2 protein-coding genes are annotated in these 3,905 nt (G+C 69.0%); one reads left to right on the forward strand and one right to left on the reverse strand.

Features of this window, described 5'->3' with window-relative positions; translation table 11 throughout:
- Positions 1-62: 62 nt before the first annotated feature.
- Positions 63-2,585 (reverse strand): ATP-dependent Clp protease ATP-binding subunit, encoded by a 2,523-nt coding sequence (locus tag ACFRCG_RS48280; protein ID WP_380043034.1) that lies wholly within the window; start codon positions 2,583-2,585, stop codon positions 63-65.
- Positions 2,586-3,063: 478 nt separating this feature from the next.
- Between ACFRCG_RS48280 and ACFRCG_RS48285 the strand changes: the two genes are divergently transcribed.
- Positions 3,064-3,777 carry an SCO3374 family protein gene (locus ACFRCG_RS48285; RefSeq protein ID WP_380043035.1) on the forward strand — a complete coding sequence of 238 codons (714 nt, stop codon included), beginning with the start codon at positions 3,064-3,066 and terminating at the stop codon, positions 3,775-3,777.
- The last annotated feature ends 128 nt before the right edge of the window (positions 3,778-3,905 follow it).

Raw genomic sequence — 3,905 nt, forward strand, 5'->3', positions numbered from 1 at the left:
CCCGGGATTCGCATCCCGGGGGCGGCCCCTTCGTCACACCTCGCGTCGGCTCGCGCCGGCGACTACTCCTTGGTCAGGTTCGGGCCCGAGCCGGTCGCCTCGACGGGCGGCGCGTCCGGCAGCGGTGCCTTCTCCATGCCCTCGAAGGTGAACTTCTCGTCCTTGCCCTCGCCCTCGGTGTCGACCACGATGATCGACCCCGAACGCAGCTCGCCGTAGAGGATCTTCTCGGAGAGGTTGTCCTCGATCTGGCGCTGGATCGTGCGCCGCAGCGGACGGGCGCCCAGCAGCGGGTCGTAGCCCCGCTTGGCGAGCAGCGTCTTGGCGGCCGGACGGAGCTCGATGCCCATGTCCCGGTCGCGCAGCCGCTCGTCCACCTTGGCGATCATCAGGTCGACGATCTGGATGATGTCTTCCTCGGAAAGCTGGTGGAAGACGATCGTGTCGTCGACACGGTTGAGGAACTCGGGACGGAAGTGCTGCTTCAGCTCTTCGTTGACCTTCGCCTTCATCCGGTCGTAACCGGTCTTGACGTCGGACGATCCGGAGAAACCGAGGCCGAAGCCCTTCGAGATGTCCCGCGTGCCGAGGTTGGTCGTCATGATGATGACGGTGTTCTTGAAGTCCACCACCCGACCCTGGGAATCGGTCAGCCGACCGTCTTCCAGAATCTGCAGCAGCGAGTTGAAGATGTCCGGGTGGGCCTTCTCGACCTCGTCGAACAGGACCACCGAGAAAGGCTTGCGACGGACCTTCTCGGTGAGCTGGCCACCCTCTTCGTAACCCACATATCCGGGCGGCGAACCGAACAGGCGCGAGACCGTGTGCTTCTCGGAGAACTCGCTCATGTCCAGCTGGATGAGCGCGTCCTCGTCGCCGAACAGGAACTCGGCCAGCGTCTTCGACAGCTCGGTCTTACCGACGCCGGACGGGCCGGCGAAGATGAACGAACCACCGGGACGCTTCGGGTCCTTGAGTCCGGCGCGGGTGCGCCGGATGGCCTGGGAAAGCGCCTTGATGGCGTCCTTCTGGCCGATGACCCGCTTGTGCAGCTCGTCCTCCATGCGGAGCAGTCGCGCGGACTCCTCCTCGGTCAGCTTGAAGACCGGGATGCCGGTGGCGGTCGAGAGAACCTCTGCGATCAGTTCCTCGTCGACCTCGGCCACGACGTCCATGTCGCCGGCCTTCCACTCCTTCTCCCGCTTCGCCTTGTCGGCGAGCAGCTTCTTCTCGCTGTCGCGCAGGGACGCGGCCTTCTCGAAGTCCTGCGCGTCGATCGCGGACTCCTTGTCCCGACGCACGTTGGCGATCTTCTCGTCGAACTCGCGCAGGTCCGGCGGCGCGGTCATCCGACGGATGCGCATCCGCGAACCGGCCTCGTCGATGAGGTCGATCGCCTTGTCGGGCAGGAACCGGTCGGAGATGTACCGGTCCGCGAGCGTCGCCGCGGCCACCAGGGCCTGGTCGGTGATCGACACGCGGTGGTGCGCCTCGTAGCGGTCGCGCAGACCCTTCAGGATCTCGATCGTGTGCGGCAGGGACGGTTCCGCGACCTGGATCGGCTGGAACCGGCGCTCGAGCGCCGCGTCCTTCTCCAGGTGCTTGCGGTATTCGTCCAGCGTGGTCGCACCGATGGTCTGGAGCTCGCCCCGGGCCAGCATCGGCTTGAGGATGCTCGCCGCGTCGATCGCGCCCTCGGCGGCACCCGCGCCGACGAGCGTGTGCAGCTCGTCGATGAACAGGATGATGTCGCCGCGGGTGCGGATCTCCTTGAGCACCTTCTTCAGGCGCTCCTCGAAGTCGCCGCGGTAGCGGGAGCCCGCCACGAGCGCGCCGAGGTCGAGCGTGTAGAGCTGCTTGTCCTTGAGCGTCTCGGGCACCTCGCCCTTGACGATCGCCTGGGCCAGGCCCTCGACGACGGCGGTCTTGCCGACGCCGGGCTCGCCGATCAGGACCGGGTTGTTCTTGGTGCGGCGGGACAGCACCTGCATGACCCGCTCGATTTCCTTCTCTCGCCCGATGACGGGGTCGAGCTTGCCCTCGCGGGCCGCCTGGGTCAGGTTGCGCCCGAACTGGTCGAGCACGAGGGACGTCGAAGGCGTGCCCTCCTGCCCGCCGCCGCCCGGGGTCGCGGACTCCTTGCCGCTCGAGTAGCCGGAGAGCAACTGGATGACCTGCTGGCGGACCCGGTTGAGGTCGGCGCCGAGCTTCACGAGGACCTGGGCGGCGACGCCCTCGCCCTCGCGGATCAGACCCAGGAGGATGTGCTCCGTGCCGATGTAGTTGTGGCCCAGCTGAAGCGCCTCGCGCAGCGACAGCTCGAGGACCTTCTTCGCACGGGGCGTGAAGGGGATATGACCGGACGGGGCCTGCTGACCCTGGCCGATGATCTCCTCGACCTGCTGACGCACTGCCTCAAGCGAGATGCCGAGGCTCTCCAGGGCCTTCGCAGCGACGCCCTCACCCTCGTGGATGAGGCCAAGGAGGATGTGCTCAGTACCGATGTAGTTGTGGTTGAGCATCCGGGCCTCCTCCTGAGCCAGGACGACAACCCGCCGCGCGCGGTCGGTGAACCTCTCGAACATCGTTATCGCTCCTCAGAGCGGTCGTGCAGATCGGGGACGGTCCCCTCCCTGTCCTTCCGCATGCTAGTCCTGCACGCAGGACCGCTCGATTCGTCCGTGAAGACGGGCGACCCACGTGTTGCGGACCGCCTTGGACAACTAGTCAAACCCGATGGTGCGAGACGATGTTCCCGCCGGCCACGTACTGAGGCCGATTCCGAGTACGCCAGAAGCGAACGCGGCAATTTCGATCGCCGGTTTCGCCGTCGATCGCACCGAATCCGGCCGCCGTCGACGACTTCGCTTCCCCGTCTCCCCTCCATGTTCGGGTCATACCCCGGACGACACCTGCTGTATACCGGCAGGTCACCACCGGTGCGTACGCGACCGCGTCGGCACCGGGGGCGGCGCCGCGCGGCGGGCCCTCGCACCGTGTCACTCATAGCGGTCGGCATATCACCTTTCGTAACCTCGCCGTCGTCCCGGAGTTGAACACGGTATGGCAGCCACGCTTGTTTTCGCGTCCCGTTCGGCGCCCGTCGTGCCCGGTCCGTTGGACGAGGCCCTGTGGTACGCGCGGGCCCTGGGCTGGCCCGCGGCTCCCGGGACGGTCGAGCCGGCCGACCCGATCCCGGCCGCGACCACCGATCCTCGGCTGCTCTCGACGTATTGGGCCGACACGCCGGGGGCCGCCGTGCGGCTGGCCGCAGGAGTGCGGTTCGACGTCCTGGACGTGCCGGGTGCGGCCGGGGCGTGGGCGCTGGACCGGGTCGAGCGCCAGGGGCTGCCGGTCGGGCCGGTGGCGGCGACCGGCGGCGGGCGCACGCAGTTCTTCGTCGCCCCCGGCGTGGCGGACGACCTGCCCGCGCTGCTCGACTGGCTGGACTGGGCCGACCTGGACCTGGACCTGCGCGCGTACGGCGAGGGCGACACGGTGGCCGCGCCGTCCCCGTGGCCGGCCACCTGGCGCTCGCCCTGGCCCCGGTCGTGGGAGCACGCGCGCTGGCTGCGGCCCCCGGTCGCCCCCGGCCGGATGCCCCCGATGGACGACCTCGCGGCGCGTACCGCGCTTCCACACGTGGACGTGCGCTTCCCGGACGTCACCCGGCTGATCGGCACGCTGGCGCACGCGTGCCAGCACGTACGGCTGTTCCCGAGGCCGCGGGTGCGCGAGCCGAGGCTGCTGACCCACCACCGTCCCAACGCCGCCTGAGCGCCGGGCACAAAACGACACGAGCGGTGCCCTCCCCCGGTACGTACCGGGGGAGGGCCCCCCCCCGCGACCGCGGGGGCGATCAGGCGTGGGGCGGGGAGGGGGGGGCGCGGGGGGTTGGCCGCCCC

This window comes from Embleya sp. NPDC056575 (genome assembly GCF_042793325.1).
Taxonomy (GTDB): Bacteria; Actinomycetota; Actinomycetes; order Streptomycetales; family Streptomycetaceae; genus Embleya.

What these genes read in the sequence shown, in the direction of transcription:
- ACFRCG_RS48280 (WP_380043034.1), bottom strand. Translation starts at nt 2,585, where the DNA reads ATGTTCGAGAGGTTCACCGACCGCGCGCGGCGGGTTGTCGTCCTGGCT.
- ACFRCG_RS48285 (WP_380043035.1), top strand. Translation starts at nt 3,064, where the DNA reads ATGGCAGCCACGCTTGTTTTCGCGTCCCGTTCGGCGCCCGTCGTGCCC.